The sequence below is a fragment of the Stenotrophomonas sp. Sm2128 genome (assembly GCF_030985535.1).
Taxonomy (GTDB): Bacteria; Pseudomonadota; Gammaproteobacteria; order Xanthomonadales; family Xanthomonadaceae; genus Stenotrophomonas; species Stenotrophomonas maltophilia.
On sequence record NZ_JAPTFQ010000036.1, the window covers coordinates 25993 to 44833 of the forward strand.

At 64.4% G+C, this 18841-nt stretch carries 33 protein-coding genes; 4 read left to right on the top strand and 29 right to left on the bottom strand.

Translation table 11 applies throughout. The features are described from left to right. Nucleotides 1-57: 57 nt before the first annotated feature. The 27 genes from O0K41_RS11955 to O0K41_RS12085 form a co-directional block, all read right to left on the bottom strand. Nucleotides 58-537: a hypothetical protein gene (locus O0K41_RS11955; protein ID WP_164222462.1), complete on the bottom strand. Its 480-nt coding sequence runs from the start codon at nt 535-537 to the stop codon at nt 58-60. Nucleotides 538-615: 78 nt separating this feature from the next. Continuing rightward, nucleotides 616-978, bottom strand: coding sequence for a DUF3168 domain-containing protein (locus tag O0K41_RS11960; protein ID WP_164222464.1), 363 nt, complete (start codon nt 976-978; stop codon nt 616-618). After that, entirely contained in the window at nt 975-1478 is a 504-nt protein-coding gene (locus O0K41_RS11965; protein ID WP_164222466.1) for an HK97-gp10 family putative phage morphogenesis protein, read from the bottom strand. Before O0K41_RS11965 ends, O0K41_RS11960 begins: the two co-directional genes overlap by 4 nt. Then, nucleotides 1471-1806 carry a head-tail adaptor protein gene (locus tag O0K41_RS11970; protein ID WP_164222468.1) on the bottom strand — a complete coding sequence of 112 codons (336 nt, stop codon included), beginning with the start codon at nt 1804-1806 and terminating at the stop codon, nt 1471-1473. The genes O0K41_RS11965 and O0K41_RS11970 overlap by 8 nt, the downstream gene beginning before the upstream one ends. Beyond that, nucleotides 1806-2108, bottom strand: coding sequence for a head-tail connector protein (locus O0K41_RS11975; RefSeq protein WP_164222470.1), 303 nt, complete (start codon nt 2106-2108; stop codon nt 1806-1808). Before O0K41_RS11975 ends, O0K41_RS11970 begins: the two co-directional genes overlap by 1 nt. Further along, entirely contained in the window at nt 2108-2587 is a 480-nt protein-coding gene (locus tag O0K41_RS11980) for a hypothetical protein (RefSeq protein WP_204310889.1), read from the bottom strand. Before O0K41_RS11980 ends, O0K41_RS11975 begins: the two co-directional genes overlap by 1 nt. A 66-nt stretch (nt 2588-2653) precedes the next feature. After that, a complete protein-coding gene (locus O0K41_RS11985; protein ID WP_164222472.1) occupies nt 2654-3865 on the bottom strand; it encodes a phage major capsid protein in 1212 nt (403 codons plus the stop codon). After that, entirely contained in the window at nt 3862-4509 is a 648-nt protein-coding gene (locus tag O0K41_RS11990) for an HK97 family phage prohead protease (protein WP_164222474.1), read from the bottom strand. Before O0K41_RS11990 ends, O0K41_RS11985 begins: the two co-directional genes overlap by 4 nt. Beyond that, a complete protein-coding gene (locus tag O0K41_RS11995; protein ID WP_164222476.1) occupies nt 4502-5761 on the bottom strand; it encodes a phage portal protein in 1260 nt (419 codons plus the stop codon). Before O0K41_RS11995 ends, O0K41_RS11990 begins: the two co-directional genes overlap by 8 nt. After that, nucleotides 5758-7665 (bottom strand): terminase TerL endonuclease subunit, encoded by a 1908-nt coding sequence (locus O0K41_RS12000; protein ID WP_308304508.1) that lies wholly within the window; start codon nt 7663-7665, stop codon nt 5758-5760. The genes O0K41_RS11995 and O0K41_RS12000 overlap by 4 nt, the downstream gene beginning before the upstream one ends. Further along, nucleotides 7598-7897, bottom strand: coding sequence for a hypothetical protein (locus O0K41_RS12005; RefSeq protein WP_239503577.1), 300 nt, complete (start codon nt 7895-7897; stop codon nt 7598-7600). The genes O0K41_RS12000 and O0K41_RS12005 overlap by 68 nt, the downstream gene beginning before the upstream one ends. A gap of 611 nt (nt 7898-8508) precedes the next feature. Beyond that, the gene (locus tag O0K41_RS12010; RefSeq protein WP_164222478.1) at nt 8509-8772 is read right to left on the bottom strand and encodes a hypothetical protein; all 264 of its coding nucleotides are present in this window, start codon (nt 8770-8772) and stop codon (nt 8509-8511) included. 162 nt (nt 8773-8934) lie between these two features. Then, nucleotides 8935-9279, bottom strand: a complete 345-nt coding sequence (locus O0K41_RS12015) for a DUF1064 domain-containing protein (RefSeq protein WP_164222480.1) — start codon at nt 9277-9279, stop codon at nt 8935-8937. Next, a complete protein-coding gene (locus tag O0K41_RS12020) occupies nt 9276-9752 on the bottom strand; it encodes a lysis system i-spanin subunit Rz (protein WP_164222482.1) in 477 nt (158 codons plus the stop codon). The genes O0K41_RS12015 and O0K41_RS12020 overlap by 4 nt, the downstream gene beginning before the upstream one ends. After that, complete coding sequence (locus O0K41_RS12025) at nt 9749-10213, bottom strand: lysozyme (protein ID WP_164222484.1); 465 nt, start codon at nt 10211-10213, stop codon at nt 9749-9751. Before O0K41_RS12025 ends, O0K41_RS12020 begins: the two co-directional genes overlap by 4 nt. Next, nucleotides 10210-10407, bottom strand: a complete 198-nt coding sequence (locus O0K41_RS12030; RefSeq protein WP_032954460.1) for a hypothetical protein — start codon at nt 10405-10407, stop codon at nt 10210-10212. Before O0K41_RS12030 ends, O0K41_RS12025 begins: the two co-directional genes overlap by 4 nt. Nucleotides 10408-10596: 189 nt before the next feature. Then, a complete protein-coding gene (locus O0K41_RS12035; protein WP_239503578.1) occupies nt 10597-11313 on the bottom strand; it encodes a hypothetical protein in 717 nt (238 codons plus the stop codon). 103 nt (nt 11314-11416) lie between these two features. Continuing rightward, the gene (locus O0K41_RS12040) at nt 11417-11767 is read right to left on the bottom strand and encodes a hypothetical protein (RefSeq protein WP_164222486.1); all 351 of its coding nucleotides are present in this window, start codon (nt 11765-11767) and stop codon (nt 11417-11419) included. Nucleotides 11768-11906: 139 nt separating this feature from the next. Then, nucleotides 11907-12284, bottom strand: a complete 378-nt coding sequence (locus O0K41_RS12045) for a hypothetical protein (RefSeq protein WP_164222488.1) — start codon at nt 12282-12284, stop codon at nt 11907-11909. Beyond that, nucleotides 12281-12484, bottom strand: coding sequence for a hypothetical protein (locus O0K41_RS12050; protein WP_164222490.1), 204 nt, complete (start codon nt 12482-12484; stop codon nt 12281-12283). Before O0K41_RS12050 ends, O0K41_RS12045 begins: the two co-directional genes overlap by 4 nt. Next, a complete protein-coding gene (locus O0K41_RS12055; protein WP_164222492.1) occupies nt 12481-12849 on the bottom strand; it encodes a Ref family recombination enhancement nuclease in 369 nt (122 codons plus the stop codon). Before O0K41_RS12055 ends, O0K41_RS12050 begins: the two co-directional genes overlap by 4 nt. Next, nucleotides 12849-13043 (bottom strand): hypothetical protein, encoded by a 195-nt coding sequence (locus O0K41_RS12060; protein ID WP_005418745.1) that lies wholly within the window; start codon nt 13041-13043, stop codon nt 12849-12851. The genes O0K41_RS12055 and O0K41_RS12060 overlap by 1 nt, the downstream gene beginning before the upstream one ends. Next, nucleotides 13040-13702, bottom strand: coding sequence for a hypothetical protein (locus tag O0K41_RS12065; protein WP_049427069.1), 663 nt, complete (start codon nt 13700-13702; stop codon nt 13040-13042). Before O0K41_RS12065 ends, O0K41_RS12060 begins: the two co-directional genes overlap by 4 nt. After that, nucleotides 13692-14582: a helix-turn-helix domain-containing protein gene (locus tag O0K41_RS12070; protein ID WP_164222494.1), complete on the bottom strand. Its 891-nt coding sequence runs from the start codon at nt 14580-14582 to the stop codon at nt 13692-13694. Before O0K41_RS12070 ends, O0K41_RS12065 begins: the two co-directional genes overlap by 11 nt. A gap of 1 nt (nt 14583) precedes the next feature. After that, complete coding sequence (locus tag O0K41_RS12075) at nt 14584-14898, bottom strand: hypothetical protein (RefSeq protein WP_049427072.1); 315 nt, start codon at nt 14896-14898, stop codon at nt 14584-14586. A 226-nt stretch (nt 14899-15124) separates the two neighbouring features. Beyond that, nucleotides 15125-15310 carry a hypothetical protein gene (locus O0K41_RS12080; protein WP_005418752.1) on the bottom strand — a complete coding sequence of 62 codons (186 nt, stop codon included), beginning with the start codon at nt 15308-15310 and terminating at the stop codon, nt 15125-15127. 57 nt (nt 15311-15367) lie between these two features. Beyond that, nucleotides 15368-15844 (bottom strand): hypothetical protein, encoded by a 477-nt coding sequence (locus O0K41_RS12085; protein ID WP_049427074.1) that lies wholly within the window; start codon nt 15842-15844, stop codon nt 15368-15370. A gap of 85 nt (nt 15845-15929) precedes the next feature. Here O0K41_RS12085 and O0K41_RS12090 point away from each other — a divergent pair, with 85 nt between their 5' ends. Continuing rightward, entirely contained in the window at nt 15930-16634 is a 705-nt protein-coding gene (locus O0K41_RS12090; RefSeq protein ID WP_239522850.1) for a S24 family peptidase, read from the top strand. Between the two features lie 90 nt (nt 16635-16724). Here the strand turns inward: O0K41_RS12090 and O0K41_RS12095 are convergent, their stop codons facing one another. Continuing rightward, nucleotides 16725-16907, bottom strand: a complete 183-nt coding sequence (locus tag O0K41_RS12095) for a hypothetical protein (protein ID WP_164222496.1) — start codon at nt 16905-16907, stop codon at nt 16725-16727. 113 nt (nt 16908-17020) lie between these two features. Next, nucleotides 17021-17593, bottom strand: a complete 573-nt coding sequence (locus O0K41_RS12100; protein ID WP_164222498.1) for a hypothetical protein — start codon at nt 17591-17593, stop codon at nt 17021-17023. A 383-nt stretch (nt 17594-17976) separates the two neighbouring features. Here O0K41_RS12100 and O0K41_RS12105 point away from each other — a divergent pair, with 383 nt between their 5' ends. The 3 genes from O0K41_RS12105 to O0K41_RS12115 are packed head-to-tail and all read left to right on the top strand — an operon-like array spanning nt 17977 to nt 18790. Further along, the gene (locus tag O0K41_RS12105; RefSeq protein WP_111118786.1) at nt 17977-18168 is read left to right on the top strand and encodes a hypothetical protein; all 192 of its coding nucleotides are present in this window, start codon (nt 17977-17979) and stop codon (nt 18166-18168) included. Next, nucleotides 18165-18380: a hypothetical protein gene (locus tag O0K41_RS12110; protein WP_164222500.1), complete on the top strand. Its 216-nt coding sequence runs from the start codon at nt 18165-18167 to the stop codon at nt 18378-18380. Before O0K41_RS12105 ends, O0K41_RS12110 begins: the two co-directional genes overlap by 4 nt. After that, the gene (locus O0K41_RS12115; RefSeq protein ID WP_164222502.1) at nt 18377-18790 is read left to right on the top strand and encodes a hypothetical protein; all 414 of its coding nucleotides are present in this window, start codon (nt 18377-18379) and stop codon (nt 18788-18790) included. The genes O0K41_RS12110 and O0K41_RS12115 overlap by 4 nt, the downstream gene beginning before the upstream one ends. Nucleotides 18791-18841: the final 51 nt, after the last annotated feature.

Sequence of the window (18841 nt, forward strand, 5' to 3'; positions counted from 1 at the left end):
GCCCTGCCAAAGAGAAGGCCCGCCGAAGCGGGCCGATAAGGAGCGCCGTTGCGACGGTCAGCCGCCCACCGAAGGCCGGTGGGTAGTGACTGCGCCGGAGCCGCGGATGGTGATCGTGGCCTTCCAGACGTCGTTGTCCTGGCTGGTCACCGCGAAGTTCTGGACGAAGCCGTCGAACTGCTTGGACAGCACGTCAGTGGGCGGGGTGATCTTCCCGGCGACCGCGACCGGCTTTGCCGCTCCTTCAGTTTCCGACTTCGGCGCGGTCACCAGCCAGTTCACGACAGCGCCGGTCTTGTGGAGATCTTCCAGCTTCTCGTGATCTTCGCTGTCGTAGATGATCTCGATGCTGGTGCTGCCGGTCTGCTTGCGCCCGGCGACGAACTGGTCCCAGTCGTCGTCGTAGTCGGAGATATCGATCTCCGACGCCTGGCCATCGGGGAATCCAACCGAGCGGAGTCGGGTCACCTTGGTGACCTCAGCCGCACCGGTGGCGACGAACAACTGGGAGTGCTTCGACTTGATTACCTGTCCCATAGGGGTTTCCTTGCGTTGTGCCCGTCGCCGGGCATGAAAAAGGCCCCTTGCGGGGCCGGTGGGTTGCCGTTGTGTGGATCAGCGCAGCTGCAGGAGCCGCACGTCGAACGAAATGCCTATCGCATCCGTGCCGTCGCTGTCGGGCGTCGGGTTGTACGACTCGATGCTGCCCACGCGCTCCACCACATCGCGGATGGCGACGGCAACGCCGTTAGCTTGGGTGAGGACCTCGCCCCATACGGTCATGCGGACCCGCCAGCCGTCAGCCGGCGGCGGCTCGGACAGCATCGCGGTTGGCGAGCCGTTGACCACCTCCCACGTGGCGTAAGGGAGCGGCGTGTTCTGGGGCGCACTGCCCAGAAATAGGCGGACGGGGTCGCCGAGCTGCTGCCGGACGGTCGGATCGCCTTCCAGCAGCGATTGGATCAGGGGAACCATCATCGCCAGCCATCCTTCTTCAGTTGCTTGTCCAGCGCCGCCCAGGTCTCGTCGATGACTACCTGCGCCGCTTCCGGCCCCTTGGCCTCACCGGCGGGCGTGAGGAAGGGAGAGGCCCGCATCTTCTTGGTGCCGAACTCCACGAACCGCCAGTAATAGGCCCATCCTGCCTCCTCGTAGATCTTCCCAACGCGGCCACGGCGACGGTTGCGCTTGGTGTTGGCGTACTTGCGGCGGCGCCCAGTCTTGACGCCGACCGTGAAGTACTCACCGCCTTGGCCCACGCCTGCACGCTGTCGGCTCTTGGCGTTGGCCCGGCGGGTGACGATCTGCGAGGCCATGAACCCCGATGCTTTCGGCGCCCGGCGCCTGGCGTCGTCCCGGATGACATTGCCGCCCTTACGCATGCCGGCCTGGACCGCCCTTCCTTGGATCGCCTTGGGCACGTCCCGCAGCGAGCGCAACAGGCCATCTAGACCCTGAATTGATACTTGCTCAGCCATTGCTCAGCCCCGCTACGGCGATGATCGCCATCTCACTACCGTCGTTACTCGGCGCAATGCTCTTGATCGCGTAGGGCTTGCCCCGCTCGACAATGCGCCAGGCAGGCTCGACATGACGCGGGAGCAAGTCCCACCGGACCTGCTCGCGGTATCGTTCCGCCCCTGCGGCGATCGCCTCTGCCGTCGCGCTGAGCTGGTTGGTCTTCTTTGCCCATGCCTCGGCGACGAACTGCCATTCTTTCTTGGGCGGGCCACCAAGCGGATCACGGACCTCGACTGCGCGTTCGAAGCGGATCAGGTGACGCCGCTGCCCTGCTGAAGTAGCCATCAGAATCGCTTCCTGTACCAAAGCAGTCGTGACACGCCGAGGGCAATTTCCGAGGTCAGTTCACCCAAGGCACTGCGGTTCTCCGCCCAGCTGCAGACCATCAACAGAACCGCCTGATGCACGTCCGCCGTCAGCGCCATCTCCTCTTCACTGGATGGTTCACCCTCAACCAGACGGCGATCACAATGCATCTCTACGTGCACGAGCGCCGCGGCGATGTACGTCTGCAGGAGTGCGTCGCTGATTTCATCGACAACGCGGCACTGTTCGCGGACAAGCTCAAGGTCGAGGGTGATCGCCATTACTCGGGATCCTTGTTCTGGGCTTCGGCCAGCACCGCTGCCAGGCGAGCAGCCCCCCAGCGGCGATCGAACTCGACGCCGGCGGCCTCCAGCTGCTGGATCAAGAGCGCCCTTTCATCAGCGCCGACCGGATCGATTGCCGGGCTGCCGGCCACGGCGCCGGCAACAGCGCCGGCCGTGCCAGCTTCACCGGACGCAGCACCATCGCCCACCGGTGCGCCTGCACCTGGAACTGCGTCGGTGCTGGTAGTTCCGCCCACACCGTCGCCCTCGCCCGCCTTCAGTTCGCTGGGCTTGGCCGGCTTCGTCTCCTGGGGTGCGGCACCTTCGTGGACCTGTACCACCAGGCCCTTGCCGACCAGCGCGTGTCCGTATTCCGGATCCACGCCGTCGAACACGTCGCCAGCCTTCACATCGGCCGACTCGGCGTTGAGCTTCGGGGCGTCGCCGCGGAAGCCCCATTGAGCTTTGATCTTCATGTTCCTGCTCCGTATCGAAAGAGAGAGGCCGGCGCGTGGCCGGCCTCGTTCGGGATCAGCTCGCTATCACGCCTGCGGCTTGAAGCGGCCCTTCACGAATGCCTCGACCCGGCGCTTGGCCAGGCCCAGGCGCTCTTCGACCAGCAGCACGCGCTGGTTCTTCACGAAGTCGTCGTTGATCAGGCCGACCTTGAACAGGAAGCTCATGCGGTCGTAGATCGTGGCGCCGCGCTGGAAGTTGGCGACCAGGAACTCGCCACCGGTGGTGGTGCCATCGCCTTCGTCCATGCTGTCCGAGGCGACCACCGGCCGGCCCCACAGGATCGGGGTCACGAAGCCCTGCAGGTTGGCGAACAGGTAGCGGTTCTGGCTGTCCTTCTCCAGCTCGATGTTCATCCAGTCCAGCTCGGTCATCACCGTGGCGTCGGCCGACAGCTTCGACTGCTTGCGCACCTGGTAGATCGCGCGGCGGACGGTATCGATCGAGGTGTCGCTTGCCTTCGAAAGGTCGGCATCGAACAGCGTGGCGTCAGTCATCAGGCCAGGCAGGTTGTTGCCCAGGCCGTCGCCCTTCAGGATCTGGACTTCTTCTTCCAGCTTCAGGTCGTAGCGCAGCAGCTGCTGCAGGTAGCCGTACATCTGCGGCACGTCGTCCAGCGCTTCGTCGGTGACCGGGATCCAGACCGCCAGCTTCTTCACCAGATCAGTCTTCTGCTCGAAGGTAACGTTGCTCTGCGGCTTGGCCCCGCCTTCGCCGACCGGGCCGGCGCCGCGGGTGTGCAGCTTCTCGCGGAAGTAGGTGTAGCTCTGGCCGGTGACGGAGATCGACGGGATCAGGTCGCGGATGCGCAGTTCCTGACGGATGCCCGGCTGGATCGTCGGGTCGAAATTCGGCACGACGATGCCTGCGCTGGTGACCGCCTTGGTCTCCTGCATGGACGCCAGTTCGTCCTTCTTGATCTCGATCTCAGCGGCAGACTTCTCGCGGCCGATCAGCGACTTGTACTCGTCGTTGCCCTTGATGAAGTCGATGAAGCCCTTCTTCGTGCCGGGCTGGTTGCCCAGGCCGATGCCCTTTTCTTCCAGCTTCAGGACCTTGTCGACCACCTTCTGAATTTCATCGGTGGCGGTCTGGATCTGCTTCTTCAGATCGGTGGTGACCTGGTTGCCCTTTTCGATCTCGGCCGAGGCGCTGTCGTACTTCTGCTGCAGGCCGGCAAAGCCGTCCTTCAGCTGCTTTTCCAGGCTATCACGGATATCGCTGATGTTCTCGCTCATTGGTTCATACCTTTGAAAATGGATTCGATGGATGTGCCGAGTTGCTTCAGCTGCTTCACGGTCTCCGTGTCCCGAATGCCACCGTCACGGTGGATCGCGGGAAAGCCGAGCGAGGCGACGGCCGCCGCCTCTTTCTGGGACAGCCCCATGCGTTCGCGCAGGGCCGATTCGAAGGCGCGAACGTCGGACTTGACGCTCATCACCTGTGCTTCGGGGTTCATACCGAATGGGACGACCGACGCCTCCCACAGTTCAGCCTTCTTGATGACGCGCACCCGCCGCCCCTCGCGGTTCTCGATCGCGTCCTCCAACGTGTTGAAGCCGACTGACATTTCGTCCAAGGTGCCGGCCTTCATCAGCTCGTAGGCGTCCTTGGCGTAGCTGACGTTGAGGTTGACCTTGCCCTTCAAGTGCAGACCGTTGCCGTCCTGTTTGAACTCGGCATCGCCGATCAGCCGGGTCAGGTTGTGGTAGAGCGCCAGGCGCAGTCGGCCAGTCCGAGTCGTCTTCACCTTGACGAAGGCACCCGGCAGGATCAGGTCCTCACCGAGATCCACGTTGTTGAACACCGAGGCATAGCCCTCGAAGTTGCCGGCATCGTCTGCCGCCTTTACCTCGAACGGGCAGGAATACTTGCTAAGCATTGGCGGGATCTCCCGTTGGGTCGTCATTACTGGAATCGGGCTTGTTGCTGGTCCACCGTGTGACCTGGTTGTATTGCTCGCCTTCCAGCACAGGCAGGTTCTCCTTCACCCGAACCTCATTGATCGTCATCCAGCCAGAGCCGCCGGAGCCGCCAAGGGCCGTCTTGTAGTAGGTAGAACGGGCGCCGCTGTCGGCCCGCAGGAGGCCCTCCACGACAGCCTCCACAAACATGTCGCCATCAGCGAACAACTTGTCGTTGATCTCGCTCTCGATGGCATCGAGGTAAGGCTTCAGGCCGAAGGTGACGAAGCCGCTGGTTTGCTGCTCCAGATTGGAGCCCAGCACCGACGTGGAGCGAGCGCGGTTCGTCAGGTACAGCGGAACGCCCCAGATGCCAGCGAGCGCCTCTTCCTGGAACTGCTGCGATTCGATGAACTGGCTGTCTTTCTGGGTCAGTCCGGCCGGCGTGATCGTCGGCCCGCCCTGCAGGATTGCCATCTTGCCCAGGTCGTCCACATCGCCCTGGCGGATATCCGGCAGCTTCGCCTTGATTTGCGCCTGCTGCTCCTTGGTCAGGAAGCCGGGATAGATGATGTATCCGCCAGTAAAGCCGCCCTTGCGCATGAAGCGCGCTGACCAGTCCTGCGCAGCACGCGCCAAGCCGATGGTTTCCGCTTGGTACTCGACTGGCGACAAGCCAGCGATGCCGTCTGGACTGAACAGCTTGAAGTGCAGCATGTTCTGTGGCGAGACCGGCGTTTCGCTGCCGTTGATCGTCGCCCAGTAGATCAGGCCGTCGTCGGTGTCGATGCGGACGCTATCCACCGGCACGGGAATCAGGCCGATCCATCCACCATCGTCGTCACGTTGGATGATGGCGAAGGCATTGCCGCGCAGCGCCATGTTCACCACGACCGCCTTGATCAGGTCCAGCCACTTGATGAACGGATTCGGCTTACTCAGCAGGCGAAGCAGACGGCGCCTCTGCGGGCTGCTCCCCCTGACCAGCTGGCGGAGGCCGCCCGCGTCCTCATACAGCTTCCAAGGCAGCCCCGCGGCGGACTCGGACAGCACCTTCACGCACGACCAGACGATGCTGACTGTCAGCGCCTTCTTGGGCGCCACCCGAACGCCCGCCTTGGTGCCTCGGCCACCGGTGGATAGGTCGACCTCCACGTAGTTGCCGGTGGCAGGGTCGTCGTATCCTAAGAACCGCCAGCTCAGCGGGTTGTACCAGCGAAAGGTAGTCATCCGATCAGTCCAAAGAAGCCGTTTTCCAAGTAGTCGTCTATGCCGCCGGCGTCCGGTGGCATGGCGTGTGCCGCGCCGATGGCCATGCAAAGGGCCACCGCGGCGTCGATCTTGTTTGCCGACCTGGCCTTCGACAGCCAGCTGTTGCCCCAGCGGTCCGATTCGATGACGGCGGACATGATTGCGGACACCAGAACCGGGTTGCGGCGCAGGCGCAGGCGTCCCTCCAGCAGCGCCTCTTCCAGCAGGCGCAGCGATCCGGGCATCCACATGCCTTCAGGTACTGGCTGTCCCGACTGCTCGGCGGCTTCCACCGCGGCTTCCAGTGGCTTGCCCTTCTTGCAGCCACCCTGCGGGTGCTCGGCGAAGGTCACAGACAAACCAATGTCGTTGACCTCTTCCTCGAACCGGCGGAAGGCGTAGCGGTCGTACGCAACCAACTGCACGTCATAACGGTTGTCGTACTCGGCCATGACCTGGGCCACGTGCCGGAAGTTAATTGCCTGCCCTTGAGGCGCGTGCAGATGTCCACCGTTGACCCACGTGCGATAGGGCAGCTTGTCCTGCAACTGCCGTTGATCCAGCGTGTCGCCGGGCGTCCAAGCCTCGATCCAGGCGTCGAACGTCGGCTTCTCGATGATCAGCTTCTCGCCCTCGACCTCCACCTCCACCGGTACAGTGCCGGTCTCCACGACCGCAGCCATCGCGGTGATATCGCGAACCTGCGACAGGTCGAGGCCCAGAAAGACCTTGCGCCCCTCATGCATGCGCGGATCGAAGTCGGCCAGCGCCGGTTCCAGCGTTGGGCGCGTCATCCAGGCGGTCTCCGCATCGGTCCACACGCAGAAGTGCAGACGAAGAATGCCGTTCAGTGACCCGGGGATCGCTTTGGCTTGCGCCACCACGTCCGCCAGGTACTGCTCGGTGATAGTTACCCCCAACAGGGGATTGGCCTTCGCCCAGCAGCTGGGATCCTCGAGCGGGTCGTCCCCGTCGTCCAAGCTGCACACGTAGCTGAAGGTGCGGTCATCGATCACGTCACCAACGAAGGTCGGATCGTTCACCGCCTCGGTGTGGCCGGCGGCGACCTTGACGGCATGCTCGTGCTCCTCCCAACACACCGAGGTCCGGTCGCTGCCGGAGTTGGTGATCATGAAGAGCAGCGGCTCGCGGCGGAACTTGAAGCCGCGCTCCAGCATTTCGATGATTCGGCGGTCGGGAAGCTCGTGCACCTCATCGACCAGCACGAAGAACGGGCGGGGACCGGAACCGGTGCGCCCCGTATCGCGCGAAACCGGGCGGAAGAAGCTCGCGCTGGCGTGGTGGGCCATGCTGAATTCCCGGCCCTCACCGCCAGCGAACTCGATTCGCTTGGCCAGGAGCGGCGACTTCTTGACCATCTTCACCGCATCGGCGAACAGGATGCCCGCCTGGTCCTTCTTCGCCGCCGCTGAGTAGATCTGTGCGCCAGCTTCGCCTGCGGCAGTCATGCCCAGCAGACCCAGCCCGCCGGCCAGTGGGCTCTTTCCGTTGCCCTTGCCTTGCTCGATGTACGCGCGGCGGAACCGGCGAAGGCCGTCTGCACCCTTCCAGCCGAAGAGCGAGCCGATGATGAACGCCTGCGAGGGGTGCAGCTCGAACTTCCGTCCCTCGAACTGGCCCTCGGAGAGCATCAGCACGTTCTCGAAGTATCGGAATGCGTACTCGGCAGCCTCGTTGTCAAAGTAAAGGCCCCGTTCGGGGCCTTCGATCAGATCCTGCAGGTGGCGACGGCAGGCGTTGCGCACATGGGGCCCGGCAACGATCCGGCCAGCCACCACACTCAGTGCATATGCCTTAGTGCGGTCGGCCGGAGCTGGGGCCACCGAAGAACTCTTCGCCCTGGTCGTCTTCGTCACCGCCATGCGAGACCTTCGATTCATCCACAGGTGTGGCGCCCAGCTTCGAAAGGATCGAGCTGAGAGCCTGGGTTGCTGAAACGCCGAATTCGGCTTTTGGGTCTTCCATCCGCGCCGTCCACAGGCACGCCAGGCGGAGAAGCACCCGATGGCTGGAATTGAGCCATGGCATCTCCGAAGCGAATTCCTTCCACGCCCGCTTTTCGGCCGCGGTCATGGTTTTGAACGGCTCGCCCAAGGCGCGCGTACCTTTTGGCCTCTTCCTCCCGGCATGCCGGCCCGGATTCTTGATGGCGGCGCCGCTTGTCGCAGCCTTTGCGACGGGCAGTCGGGGCCTTGGCATGAATTCCTCGGGAAAATGCGGGTTTTCTTGGCTGGGATGGCCCGTTTTTGGGGTCGTCCCGTGAATTGTGGATACGCGTGTTTGGGGGGGCGCACGGTCTAGGAGCCGGCCAACGCCATAAATTCGCCCCCCTACCCCGTTGGCGTGGAACGATGAACCGTGGAACCGTCAGTGACCGATCGGCCAACCGTCGGTGTCACACCCACGGACCTGCGCGGCGCCTCGCTCGAGTCGGGCCTGGTCGCTGCTATGGCAGTTGGCGCACTGGCTGTCGAAGGGACCAGTCCAGAACATCTCCTCCGTTTCACCGGCGGGGTGTCCGTTCGTGTGGTTGCACACGGTGGCGACGGTGACATGGCCTCTTGCCTTGCACCTGCAGCACAGCGGTTCGCGCTCTAACTGCGCCTTACGCGTGCGTTGCCAGCGCGCGGTGCCATACAGGTGTGCGAAGGCGCTGCCGCCTGTCTGCCGAGTCCTGCCACGGCGCTGGGTCGGGCCCACCGCCATCAGTACGGCTTCCCGTCCAGGTCGGCGCGCGCAGGCTCGGCACCATCGTCCTGCACCGGTGCGCCAGCCTCCTCGCCCAGCAGCTGCGCCACCGCTTGCACCAGCAGCCCCACGTGCATGGCCAGCTCGGCGATCTGCTTGCCCTGCTGCTCGACGATCCCGACCAGTCGGTCGATGCGGCTGTCGGTGCTGCCCTCAATCAGGCCCGATAGGGCAGAGACAGCAGCAGCGCGCGCAACCTCTTCAATCCGTGCAGCGTCCATCACCAACCCTCGTCGTTCTCAGTACCAGGCCGCGGCGTATCCACCACTCGACCCGCTCCCAGTCCGGCTCCATGCCCGTGACCCGGGCAAACCACACCACGGCGGCCAGATACCACCGTAGCCACCACCTCATGCGGATGGAGGCCGTCACTGTCTGGCGCATCAGAACCTCTCCACTTCCCAGCCACCGCCGTCGCGCTTGGGCCTGACCTTCACCGCAATGAAGCGGAACGGATACATGGCCGCTGCGATCTTGATCTTGGCCCGTGCATCGTCCTGCCAGTGCCCCTTCACCTCGTGGCACTCCATGACGCCGTCGGCAGCCATGACCGCAAAGTCCGGGGTGTAGAACGTGTTGTCTGCCAGCCGCAGCTTCATGCCCTCGAACCGGTGCCATTGGACCTCGCCGGCAGCCTGCAGCGCGCGCAGCCGCTCGGCATACGCAGTCTCGGTCTTGTTCATCTCGCCGGTCTTCAACCGGCCCAGTGCCAGCAGCCGCCGGTTCATGGCGTCACCGGTTGACGGTCAGCTGCGATCACGGCCTGGCAGGCCCGGACATGGTCGTCGGCGTCTCGTCCGATTTGAACAAGAGCGCCCGCGACCTCTGCTCGTAGTTGGGCTGCCTGGTCACGTTCGACGGCGCCGGCGACGGCTTCGGACAGGCGAGCGGTATTGCAGGTGGCGAGGTCGTCGCGCAACTGGAGACGACCAGCGCGCAGGTCAGCCACAACAGCAGCAGGGACGGTCTCGGCCGCAGCGCGGTCTTCTTCATGCTTCGCTCCAATGGCGGCCAGTGTCTCGGCCTGAGCGTGCTCGGCGGCACGGGTCTGGTTGACCTGGGCTGCGGCTGCCTCGGCACCGGCGGCGCGCTGGGTTGCCTCTCTGCCCTCTGCCCGGTCACTGCGCCAGGCCCAGCCAACGCCGACCATGGCGCCGGACCACAGGACGAACGCGGCGACTGTGATGGCAACGCGCTTCACGGCCGGCCCTCGCACATCCGGCGCTCAGCGGCCCGGCGGTTCACCAGGCCCTGCACGCGCTTGCCACCGGCGTACACCCAGCGGTCCAGCTCCGGGCACCAGCTCGCGGCGGGCTGGCCAGCGTTGATACGCCCCACCAGTGTTGAGCGGCAAGCAGCGCCTACGCCCACGTTGTAGGTCCAGCTGAGCAGAGCCGCAGCCTCGTGGGGCTGTAGTGGGACGCGGATACATGCCTGAATACCGGTCAGGTACTGCCCAAGCCGGCTGTTCAAACTCTCGGCGCACTCCTGCTCGGTGTAGACCGCCTTTTCCGGGCGGCTGGTATCGCCGTAGCAGTAAGTGGCAACGCCCACCATGTCGACATAGGGAGTCGCCGAGTAGCCCTCCCATGGCTTTACCAGCGCGGCCGCAGCCAGAGCGATGACGGCGGCGGCGCTGCTACCAATGATCTTCGCCTTCATGCTCGCGCCCTCTGCCGCCACTCGCGAACCCAGCGCCAGCCCAGGTAGCTGATCTGGCCCACCAGGTAGATGATCGTCAGAACCACCACCACGCGATCGAGGTTCGCCCCTGCGGCGACCGCGCCGGCTACCGTCACCGGTGGAGCAGCCTTCGCTACAGCACCAGCGGCAGTGCCAATGATTTCGTCCTTCATGGTGGCCCCGTAGGTCGTCCGGTTCGGCATATGCCCCTCCCGGTTGATTGGTGCCCGCCCCTAGCGCCGGCTCGGCACGAGAGTTTGTCCGGCTGGGACGCGGGCAAAGAAAAAGCCCCGGCTGGGCCGGGGCTTGCGTTGGGATGGTGGTCAATTTGCCCGCCAATCTGCGGACCCTGCAAGTCCTCACTACGCAGCGCGATTCAGTGCCCGGGAGAACTGCTCGGCAGCAACATGCTCCGCACTACGCATGTGCTTCAGCATCCACTCGTAGACCGGACGCCAGAACCGTCGATACGCCGCGTCGTCGGCACCGATCGCCGCCCCACGCTTGCGGCCGCTGAGCTGCTCCAGCCCCATGCCGCCGCATGCTTCGCATTCAACGACTCCGCTCCCCGTCGGCGCGACCTGAACCCGCGTGCCTTGGCAGGTCTTGCAGCAGCCACAACTGGCCATTTCCGCAATCACTGCGCCGGCCAGTACCCCAAGTTGCTCCATGGTGTTGTTCGGCCAGGCTGCAGCGCGCGCCTCATCCAGCGCGTTCTCGGTCCTCAGCAGTTCACGACGCTGCGCGTCCGTTACCTGGCTGCCACCCCACCCCATGCACGCCTTGGCGATGCCGAACTCAGTCCGTGCGGTGGCCAGGCCGTGCATCTGCCGGATGAACTCCGGGGCTACCAGCCCGATTACCGCCTTGCGCAGCTGCTCGCGGCGGCGAGATGCGCTCTCTGGCCACCACAGCGCCTCCATCAGCTCCCGGCCAAGCCCGTCCTGCACATACGCCATGGCGGCGGCAATGTCCTGCGTCGTCAGCTCGGGGCGTCCACCGCCGCCGCATGCGTCAAACCGCTGCGTTTTCGGCCCCATGCGGCTTGCCAGCAGTTCGCGTGCCTTGTTCATTTCCATGCGCCTTCCCCTTGGTGGTTTGCTCGTGCGGCGCGCGATCGCGCATCGTGGTCATTTAGTGCGAGCCATTTGAGGGCCTCTCTCTCTGTCCGGTTATGGCCTGTCAAGAAGGCAACTCCGGGCGAGCGGCGAGCATGGCGACGTAGCGCTCACGGTTGTCGGGCGAGTAGTAGCCACGGCCCATGACTTCGTCCCACAGCTTCCGCATTTCGCGCAGCTGGGACTGCTGCTGTTCCGGCGTGTCCAGCCCGAACCCGTGGCGGAGGCACATCGCCATGCTCACCAGCAGCGCCTGGTCCGGTTCCTCGGGCGGCGTGAGGGCGGCTACCACGGCGCGCATAGACGGGTTGAGGTCATATGCGCCCGCCCGGGCCCCTGCCGCAGTGCTGGGCAGGTCGAACTTCTCGTATTCCACAGCCAGCAGCTCACGCGCCCGCTTCTCGATGGCGTCCATCAACTGCGCTCCTTCTGGCTACACGACCTGACAACAAGCACACCGATCAGGCCAACCGCGGCGTTCGCCCACCACGGTCCATTCCCGCAGGCTCCGATCAGGATCAGCGCCCATCCCCCCACAAAAGGCTTGGTTGCCATCAGGCCACCTCCGGGCCGGCCGGCTCGGCCGCATAGTGCGTGATCTTGGGGTTGTCACCCCGCCAGCTCCCGAACACCGGCCGCTTGCTCTCCGAGTCCCACAGCATCAGCCGCGTGCCGTCCTGCGGCGCCTCGGCGATAGGAAGCCACTGGGGCCTCGGCGGAAGCGCGATCAGGTCCTCCAGCCACTGCAGGGCTGCGTCGGCGTCCTCGAAGAACTGTTCCTCGCTTTCGCCGTATAGCTCATCGATTTCCGGTCCGAAGTCGACAACCCATTGGGGGTAGCGCTCGCCACCACCCACCGTCCATTCCCACGCCGCGTTGACGACAGACAGGCCACGCCGCTTGGCCGCAGCGATGATCTTCCGCTTGCTCATGCTCGCTGCTCCCAGCTGGCCGTCAGGCGCTGCACCTGCCCGCCGCGCGCCTCGAACTGCTCCACCGTCTCGACCGGGCCATCGGCGAGCACACGTGCCTTCACTCGCTTGGGCCGGGACACCGTGTTGTGGTCCATCCGCCGCTCGCGGGGCGCACGCTGTGGGTTGATCTTCGGCGCCATGGCCTTCGTCTTCTTCATGCTGCCGCCCTCAGTTCGTTGATGTAGGTCTGGTTTGCAATCAGCTCGTCGTCGGAGCCGTACGTCTCGTGGAAGGTCCTCGAGCCATCCATCAGGCTCGGGCCGTAGATCTGGCGCATCGTCGCGAAGGTGTTCCCCTCCATCGGATGCCGCATGTGGTGCCACTTGCAGAGGCCGTAGCCCTCCATGTGGCCGCGCCGCACGTTCCCGCTCTTGGCGTGGTTGTAGTCGCAGCCGTAGACCACCAGTTCCGGATCCAGCAGGTCCTGCATCTGCAGCGCCAGGCAGGCCATGCACGGACCCGTCTTGGCCAGCTCGATCCGGGCCGCTTCTTCCTTCGTTGGCGGCGGTGCCTTCGACCACATCAGCGAAGCTCCGGGATCGGGCCGGCGTAGCGGGTGATCGGGATCCGCCGCATGCCGTCGCGCCAGACAGTCATCCCGCGCGTCGCGTAGACCACCAGCGGCTTGATCCCGTAGCCATAGGCCAGATACCAACCCGCCTCGGCCACCGGCTCGCTCACGGGGCGCACCTCGACATTGAAGTGATCGGGGCTCATGCGGCCTTGTCTCCCAGCAGCTCCGCGATCTCTGCCAGGCGCTGGCGGGTTCGGGCATTGGCGGTCGGCGAGGCCTCAACGGTGCCAGCCAACAGCGCCACCGGGTTGAAGGCGGGCGTTGCCGGAGGCAGTGCAAGGTGTTCCGCCACCCGCTCGTGCGTCAGCTGGCCAGCGGCGACGGCCTGCTGCAGCACGCTATCCCTTCCTGACACATCGGCTCCCAGGGACAGCTGGTACGCGGCGGTGCGGTGTGCAGCGCGCGCTTCCTTCACCAGCCGGGTGTAAACCTCCAGGAATGCCGGCCGGGCCGCTATCTTGTCGCCCGCATGCACCAGCGGCAGCGCCGCCGCCCACGCATCGCGGGTCTGCTCAGTCCACACCACGGTCGCACCTTCGTCGGCGGCACGGATCGCGTTGGCCCATGCCTCATTCGGTGCCGGGTGGCCGTCCTCGATGCGTTCGAGGATCGCCGCCAGCGAAAGCCGCGCCTTCAGCTCCCGGCGGCACGACGCCAGCGCGCGCTCCAGCATCGGCAGCGGGTACTGCGCCAGATCCGAAACCATGTAGGCGGCGGCGTTCGGGCTGAGCTGGTCGCCAATCACCTCGGCGGTGGCCACCAGCAGATCGACCAGTCGATCCTGCTCCTGATTACCCAGCATGTGCGGCCCTCCGCTGTGCCAGCAGGGCCTTGGCCGCGTCGGCGGCGCCCAGGTTGGTCTGCGTCTTGTCGGTCTGCCGCGCGGCCTCTTCGGTGACCTGACGGCCGGTGGCCCACTGCGTGCGGTATGCCTCGCACTTCGCCAGCAGCGCGCCCAGGTCGTGCATGTTCTGCACCACGTAGCGCTCGTTGACCGTCAGGAACCACGCGGCGACCAAGGGCGCCTCGCTGTGCCCGAGCCGCTGCACGATCTGCCGGACGTTGGCGTTCACCTTCGCGTTGCGCACCGGTGCCACACCGTGGCGGTCACGGTAGGCACTGGCGTAGGCCGTCCAGGTAGCACGGCAGGCAGCCTGCAGGTCGGTCTCGGAATCCACCGCCAGCGGCGCGGCCGGCAGGCCCGCCGGAAATGACGGTTCTCCTGACGGTTCATTGAGGGTTATATGACGGTTAGGCGGCACGGGGCGCACCCCTGGACCTGCGCCCGGTGCATCCCCCCCTGCATGGGGCGCATCCCCTCCTGCAGCGGGCGCCCCCCCTGCACGGGGCGCAGCCCCTGCGCCCCGTGCAGTACCTGCTTTTCCAGACTTGCGGCCAGCCTTCGACGGCGCAGCGGCCTTATCGAAGTTGGCCGGAGTGACCTTGTAGACCGTGCTGCTGTTGAACCGGCGGTCACGGGTCAGCAGGCCAACGGCCTCTAGATGATCCATTGCCGTGCGCACAGCGCGCGCCGACATGCAGCAGCGCGCAGCAATCGTGCCAACCGCCGGCCAGCACACACCGTCGTCGTTGGCCTGATCAGCCAGCGAGATCAGCACAGCCTTCTGCGTGACGCTCAGGCCCTGCAGCGGCCAGCACTGCGACATGATGATGGTCGACACGTCAGAGCCCCAGCGTCATGTTCTCGCCCGGCGCGACAGGCCACCAGGTGCACGCAGGTTTGTGGGATGTGCCGCACGGCGCCGTGGGGCCGCGCCAGATGCGTCCCTCTCGGGCCAACTCGGGCAGTCGACGGCCCAGCATGTGGCGGTCAAGGCCAGTCAGCGTCGACAGGTGCAGACTGCTGTGGCCTGGATGGCGAATTACCGCAGCCTCAGCCTTGGCGTGCTGGACACGAAGCGTGCCGCTGGCGACGAGGTCGGCAGCAGCAACGTGGCTGGTATGCGGATCGGTGGAGCGCGCGAGCGTGCTGCTCATCGGTACTACCTCGTAGGGTCTTCGGGTCGTTTCAGGCCCTGAAAAGGGACCACTTCGCCGTTGCTTCGCGGGAGCCGGTAGCGGCGCCCAAGTTCGCCGCGTGCCAGCTCTGTTGCAGCCTCCTCGGGAGTGATCCCCCGCGAGGCCGCGTATTGATCAAGCTGCTTTCGCTGGTCGCGCGACAGCTGAATTTCCATGGACCCTCCCCAGGGACTCGTTGGGTCCTTCAGGCCGCATCACGGTCGGGGCTACGCTGTTCCAACGCGGCAAGGCCGGCCAGCACCAGGTCACGAACGAACACCGCGGGCTGACGCCCGTTGAAGTTCGCTGCCGCATCGATCAAGGCCTTTTCCGTATCGTTGAACCGGACCTTGATCGGGTTGTCACGAAGGTTCGAAGGATCTGCGTACATATCCGTATGAGAGTTCAGGAGGGAGTGGTGGAACGAACTGCTACAGCGCGCGGCAAGTCAGGCCGCATCGACCGGGACGATTCGGTTATGGTCGAAATCCGTGGGTGCTATGGGATCGGGCGGCTTGGACTCGCCGCCAAGCAGGCGCTGGATCTGCGGCAGCGCGGGCAACGCACCGTCTTCCGGCCACGCTTCCACCTGTTCGGCCGGGAGCTGCAGCAAAGTGGCCAGGTGCTTGTCGCTGGCAATACCCAGACGAGCGCGCAGCGCGCGCTTGCTCATGCGGAGATCTACAGCTGCCGCGATGACCTGGCCCGAAACCGGGCTCGGTCGCCCGAAGATCATCGGCTCTTTGCGCACGACCTCCGGACCGAGGCGGGCCGACTCCCTCTCAATTGCGCAGGCGAGCCTTGCGCTAGGGCGCTTACCGCGCCAGCCGGTCGCGATCTGCCACAGATACTCGGGACTGGTTCCACACGCGTCGGCAAGCGCGACGCGGCGACTCATATCGGAGATGTAGGTGAGTAGGTCCATGCCCCAAACATTAGCCTATGGCTACTCTTCTTACAATAGCCAAAAGCTCGTTGGATTGAATAGCCATTCGCTATCCAATGGGGAAATGCGACCGATTGACGATATCCGCCACGAGAACCTGCTTGCCCTCATTGCGTCCAAGGGCGGCCAGCGCCACTTTGCCGACGCAGCCGGCATCAAGAATCCAGCCCAGGTAAGCCAGTGGGTCAACAGGAGCCGCAACGCGACCACAGGCAAGCCGCGGGTCATGTCTGGCCGTACTGCACGTGCAATCGAGACAGCCCTCTCCCTACCTGAGGGCTGGTTGGACACCCAACACGACGGCGCAGATGCGTCAGTCGCAAAGATCGCAGAGACTGAGACGCCACCCGGCTATGTTCGCTTCGACTTGTTTGAAGGGGGTGCAGGGATGGGCGCAGGGATGGTCAACCAGGACTACCCAGAGGTAGTGAAGACCATCGAGGTCGCCGAATGGGAGGTCCGCAGGAAGCTCGGTTACCTGCCCAAGCCCGGACGCATCCAGATCATCACCGGCCGCGGGCCATCGATGCGCCCCAAGCTCGAGGACGGCGACATTGTCTGGATCGACACCAGCTGCGACTACTTCGATGGTGATGACTACTACCTCATCAACATCGGTGGCGAGACGCAGATCAAGATGCTGCAGAAGCGCGGCGACGGGCTCTACGTTGTAAGCGTCAACACTGACTTCCCGGCCTATCGCCCGGATCCGGGCGACGTGAACATCCTAGGCAAGGCACTGATCCACGCAGGCCTGCGGAAGTTCTAAGTAGCGAGAAAAGTGCCTCTGCTGTCCCAATTTGGGACAACAAAAAAGCCCCGCCGAAGCGGGGCTTTTTCAGACCGAAGCGCGGCGCGATTACGCAGCTCGCTTCTGCTCCACGTACTCAAGAGCCACGGAAGAGAACCACGAAACTCCCTTCGCGTCTTCGCCCATTTCATTCAGGCGCGCTTCGAATGCATGTGCAAGGCTTTCAGTCAACTCGTCCTTGATGGCGAGAAAGCCCGCAAGGGCCGGGTGGCCGTTACCGAACTTAGCCATGGCAATTCCTCTCATAAATAGTGATCCCATCCGCCGAAAATTGGGGGGTGTACGCCTTCGGCGGCACTTAGGGTAACCGAACAAATAATTGATGTCAACGGATTTCGTTCAGATTACTGCGCAACTACCTTCAAACTAGGCTGCTGCTCCTTCTTGACGACCATAAGCCAGGTGCCATGGCTTGTTACATCGTACAAACCCGACAGTGAATCCACGCCAAGAATGGCCGTCGCCACGCCACTCATAAATTGCGCATCGAGTGGAATAGCAGTGTGAATTTTCAGTTGCCGCGACGGGAAACGGTCATACGTGAGTTCGAGGCAGCCGACAATGGCCGTTGCCGCGATCCACGCCAGAGCCGCATAGTTGGGTTGCGGGGCATCGGCAAGATTCAGGCTAGGCTGGACGTAGACGTCCAACATCCGCACTTCGCTCTTTGCTTTCGCATGAGTCACAACCAGCAAGGCCGAAGCGAAAGCCGCCCCCTCTTCCACTACCGCGCACAGGCAACCGCCCGCGTCGGTCATCTTCACATCGCCGTGTGCAGTACGCTCCGTGAAATCCAGCGCAGCGTTGTAATAGGTGGCGCTGACGTTCTCAGCATTGGCGTCGATCTGCGCGAGCCAAGCCCCTTTCGTCACGTCGAACAGCTCCGGTGTGACGTGATCCACGAACTGATACTTCATCAATTTCCCCTGTTCCGCCGTCCTGGCGTGGTGCGAAGCGTATCAACGATGGCGAAAAGCTAGTGTAGGAAAAATCCTACAAAACCCTGCCGTTCGTCGGATTCAAAGCAATTTTCGGCATCCAAAGCACGCACTTGAATTTCTTGCCTCAATAAATGTGACGTTCATCACATCGCAGTCCTCATGCGCCTGCAGCAGACATAGTGTCCCAGCCTGGCTCAGCCGTATCACTTGCAGGGGTGGTCGCACAGCCATCGGCAGATGCGGACTATGTCGATTCAAATAATTAGCTTTTGGCTATTGACGCCAAACTAGCCTACGGCTAATGTTACTCCCGCCGCCCAACACCACCCCATCCCGGGGCCGGGCGCAGGAGATCACGCATGGCCACCCTTTCCCTGGGCGTCAGCAAGGCGCCACCCACCGTCGTAGCGATTCCCTCCCTCGGCGTGGTCGCCATCAAGGTGGGCGCCGCCAGCCTCTACATTGAACTGGCAGAGGCCGACAACCTCTCGGTGGAGATCCAGCACGCCGCGCATCAGCTGCGTGGCGAAAGCCAGGACGCAGCGGCATGAGCGCAGCCCTCGCCCACCACTCCAACGCTCAGCGCGCCGCTGCAGCCGCCGGCATCGTCGCCCGCGCCGGCCGCCGCTGGGGTCTCCTCCCCTACCAGGTCGTCATCGCCTCCAACATCGCCGCCAGTGCCGTCCTGCGGCAGGGCAAGAGCGCAGCCGGCGCCGTCGCCGCCGCACGCCGCGCAGCGCGCGCACAGGCAGGTGCTGCATGAGCCGCAGCGGCTACAGCGACGACTGCGACACCTGGCCGCTGATCTGCTGGCGCGGCGCGGTTTCTTCCGCCTTGCGCGGCAAGCGCGGCCAGAAATTCCTGGTCGAACTTCGTGATGCGCTCGACGCGATGCCCGAAAAGCGCCTCATCGCCGAACAGCTCCAGGACAGCACCGGCTGCCACTGCACGCTGGGCGTCATCGGCGCCAAGCGCGGCTTGGACATGACCGGCTTGGACCCCGACGACCGCGAGGCCGTGAGCAAAGCCTTCGGCATCGCCGAAGCAATGGCAGCGGAGATCGTTCACGAGAACGACGGCGAGTGGCGCTGGGACAACGAAACGCCGGAGCAGCGGTGGACGCGCATGCGTGCATGGGTCGAGAGCCACATCGCCGAAGGAACAGCCGCGTGACCGACCACGACTTCTTGGCCGCCATGGCCGTCGGCATCCCGCCCATCACCC

Bases quoted from the DNA above. Each gene is read 5' to 3' on its own strand.
- O0K41_RS11955 (WP_164222462.1), bottom strand. From the start codon at position 537: ATGGGACAGGTAATCAAGTCGAAGCACTCCCAGTTGTTCGTCGCCACC.
- O0K41_RS11960 (WP_164222464.1), bottom strand. From the start codon at position 978: ATGATGGTTCCCCTGATCCAATCGCTGCTGGAAGGCGATCCGACCGTC.
- O0K41_RS11965 (WP_164222466.1), bottom strand. From the start codon at position 1,478: ATGGCTGAGCAAGTATCAATTCAGGGTCTAGATGGCCTGTTGCGCTCG.
- O0K41_RS11970 (WP_164222468.1), bottom strand. From the start codon at position 1,806: ATGGCTACTTCAGCAGGGCAGCGGCGTCACCTGATCCGCTTCGAACGC.
- O0K41_RS11975 (WP_164222470.1), bottom strand. From the start codon at position 2,108: ATGGCGATCACCCTCGACCTTGAGCTTGTCCGCGAACAGTGCCGCGTT.
- O0K41_RS11980 (WP_204310889.1), bottom strand. From the start codon at position 2,587: ATGAAGATCAAAGCTCAATGGGGCTTCCGCGGCGACGCCCCGAAGCTC.
- O0K41_RS11985 (WP_164222472.1), bottom strand. From the start codon at position 3,865: ATGAGCGAGAACATCAGCGATATCCGTGATAGCCTGGAAAAGCAGCTG.
- O0K41_RS11990 (WP_164222474.1), bottom strand. From the start codon at position 4,509: ATGCTTAGCAAGTATTCCTGCCCGTTCGAGGTAAAGGCGGCAGACGAT.
- O0K41_RS11995 (WP_164222476.1), bottom strand. From the start codon at position 5,761: ATGACTACCTTTCGCTGGTACAACCCGCTGAGCTGGCGGTTCTTAGGA.
- O0K41_RS12000 (WP_308304508.1), bottom strand. From the start codon at position 7,665: ATGGCGGTGACGAAGACGACCAGGGCGAAGAGTTCTTCGGTGGCCCCA.
- O0K41_RS12010 (WP_164222478.1), bottom strand. From the start codon at position 8,772: ATGGACGCTGCACGGATTGAAGAGGTTGCGCGCGCTGCTGCTGTCTCT.
- O0K41_RS12015 (WP_164222480.1), bottom strand. From the start codon at position 9,279: ATGAACCGGCGGCTGCTGGCACTGGGCCGGTTGAAGACCGGCGAGATG.
- O0K41_RS12025 (WP_164222484.1), bottom strand. From the start codon at position 10,213: ATGAAGGCGAAGATCATTGGTAGCAGCGCCGCCGCCGTCATCGCTCTG.
- O0K41_RS12030 (WP_032954460.1), bottom strand. From the start codon at position 10,407: ATGAAGGACGAAATCATTGGCACTGCCGCTGGTGCTGTAGCGAAGGCT.
- O0K41_RS12035 (WP_239503578.1), bottom strand. From the start codon at position 11,313: ATGGAAATGAACAAGGCACGCGAACTGCTGGCAAGCCGCATGGGGCCG.
- O0K41_RS12040 (WP_164222486.1), bottom strand. From the start codon at position 11,767: ATGGACGCCATCGAGAAGCGGGCGCGTGAGCTGCTGGCTGTGGAATAC.
- O0K41_RS12045 (WP_164222488.1), bottom strand. From the start codon at position 12,284: ATGAGCAAGCGGAAGATCATCGCTGCGGCCAAGCGGCGTGGCCTGTCT.
- O0K41_RS12050 (WP_164222490.1), bottom strand. From the start codon at position 12,484: ATGAAGAAGACGAAGGCCATGGCGCCGAAGATCAACCCACAGCGTGCG.
- O0K41_RS12055 (WP_164222492.1), bottom strand. From the start codon at position 12,849: ATGTGGTCGAAGGCACCGCCGCCAACGAAGGAAGAAGCGGCCCGGATC.
- O0K41_RS12060 (WP_005418745.1), bottom strand. From the start codon at position 13,043: ATGAGCCCCGATCACTTCAATGTCGAGGTGCGCCCCGTGAGCGAGCCG.
- O0K41_RS12065 (WP_049427069.1), bottom strand. From the start codon at position 13,702: ATGCTGGGTAATCAGGAGCAGGATCGACTGGTCGATCTGCTGGTGGCC.
- O0K41_RS12075 (WP_049427072.1), bottom strand. From the start codon at position 14,898: ATGAGCAGCACGCTCGCGCGCTCCACCGATCCGCATACCAGCCACGTT.
- O0K41_RS12080 (WP_005418752.1), bottom strand. From the start codon at position 15,310: ATGTACGCAGATCCTTCGAACCTTCGTGACAACCCGATCAAGGTCCGG.
- O0K41_RS12085 (WP_049427074.1), bottom strand. From the start codon at position 15,844: ATGGACCTACTCACCTACATCTCCGATATGAGTCGCCGCGTCGCGCTT.
- O0K41_RS12090 (WP_239522850.1), top strand. From the start codon at position 15,930: ATGCGACCGATTGACGATATCCGCCACGAGAACCTGCTTGCCCTCATT.
- O0K41_RS12095 (WP_164222496.1), bottom strand. From the start codon at position 16,907: ATGGCTAAGTTCGGTAACGGCCACCCGGCCCTTGCGGGCTTTCTCGCC.
- O0K41_RS12100 (WP_164222498.1), bottom strand. From the start codon at position 17,593: ATGAAGTATCAGTTCGTGGATCACGTCACACCGGAGCTGTTCGACGTG.
- O0K41_RS12105 (WP_111118786.1), top strand. From the start codon at position 17,977: ATGGCCACCCTTTCCCTGGGCGTCAGCAAGGCGCCACCCACCGTCGTA.
- O0K41_RS12110 (WP_164222500.1), top strand. From the start codon at position 18,165: ATGAGCGCAGCCCTCGCCCACCACTCCAACGCTCAGCGCGCCGCTGCA.
- O0K41_RS12115 (WP_164222502.1), top strand. From the start codon at position 18,377: ATGAGCCGCAGCGGCTACAGCGACGACTGCGACACCTGGCCGCTGATC.